The 1,593-nt window shown below is 39.5% G+C and carries 1 protein-coding gene; it reads right to left on the bottom strand.

Annotation, left to right across the window (positions count from 1 at the left end):
- The coding region (locus tag JCM10596_RS22715) for a WIAG-tail domain (RefSeq protein WP_025029051.1) at window positions 1-1,593 on the bottom strand (1,593 nt) is incomplete at both ends.

Below are 1,593 nucleotides of genomic sequence, written 5' to 3'. Positions count from 1 at the left end.
TGTTTGTATTCTACTTTCCTCTTGTTTACTGCTTGAATTTCTTTCTGTTGATTCTGCTTCCTCTGCTACTGCTTGAACTTCTTCTGTTGATTCTGCCTCTTCTGCTACTGCTTGAATTTCTTCTGTTGATTCTACTTCTTCTGTTACTGCTTGAATTTCTTCTGTTGATTCTACTTCCTCTGCTACTTCTTGAGATTCCACTGTTGATTCTATTTCCTCTGCTACCGCTTGAGTTTCCACTGTTGATTCTGCTTCTTCTGTTACTTCTTGAGCTTCCACTATTGATTCTACTTCTTGCAGTACTTCTTGAGCTTCCACTATTAATGGAGCTTTTTCCTTTTTTACTGCTTTTAAGCTTAGATTCTCTTCTGCTCTCTGCGATCCTTGAAGTTCACTTTGTTCTTTTACTTTCAACCCTTCTGTTTTCTTTTCTCCGATTGCTATCCATGTAACGACTCCTTGAGGTGAGTCAGTTCCGTTATTCACTACTGTAAGGATGACAATGTCATCCGTCTGTTCCTTGAGAACAGCATAGCACGAAGGATGGTTTGTCATGGCGACAATAGCAAAGCTTGAATTGAGATAAGCATCTTCTAAAGCAATGTATAGTTCAAGGGTTTCTTCATTCTCTGCAAATTGAAAAGGAATCATTCCAAACTGCTGTACTGTATTTGATCGATTCCCTGTTGTTTGAACGGGAGTAAAAGAAAGTTTTTGAGGAGTAATCGAGCCATTGCTAATATGCTCACTAGTAATGGAATCAGCATCAAGCTTCTCCCTTGTCACCGCTCCATTTTCTAAATGCCTCATGGTTATAGCTTCCGCTTGGATGTGTTCAGATCTGATCGCATTATCCACTATTTTTTGATGAGTGATCGACTGATCTGCCAGCTTCTCCGTATCAATAGATGCAGGAGCTAGCTTAGACATGGTAACACTCTGATTAGCTAATTTTGATTCTGTCACCGTTTCATCTACAAGGTGGGCAGTGTTGATTGATTCAGGAGAAATATGCTCAGTTTGAATACTTTTACTGCTAAGCTTTTGGCTTGTTATAGAGTAGTCCTTTAGTTTATCTGTTGAAATTGATTTAGAAGCTATTTTTGGAGTTGAAATCACATGATCAGCTAGTTTTTCCTCTGATATCGAGCCATTAGCCAGATGTTCGCTCTGAATAGCCCCCTGTGCTATTTTAGTTTTTGTCACACTTTCCTCGGATAAGTGCTCCGTCTGTACTGCCGCTTCTTCAATATGCTCCCGTCTAATCGCTCGGTTCCTGATCTTTTCACTAGTTACGGAGTGATCCTTGATAAGATTTGTTGTAAGGGATTCTGGAGCTATTTTTTCCGTAGTAACGGAGTGATCAGATAATTTTTCTGTTGAAATAGAGCCATCCTGTACATGTTTAGTTTGAACCGCCTCTAAGGCAATTTTCTCACTGGTTACTCCTTCTTGTTCTAGGTGATAACTTTTCACTTCACCCTCTAGAATATGCTCTGCCGTAATCGCTTTTTCTGCTATTTGGGAACTCGTTACCGAATGATCTGCTAGCTTTTCTGTTGTTATACTCTTATCCTTCAACAGATTTGTTGT

It is taken from the genome of Caldalkalibacillus mannanilyticus JCM 10596, assembly GCF_000615945.1.
Taxonomy (GTDB): Bacteria; Bacillota; Bacilli; order Caldalkalibacillales; family JCM-10596; genus Bacillus_AT; species Bacillus_AT mannanilyticus.
This window is presented reverse-complemented; position numbering and strand designations above follow the sequence as displayed.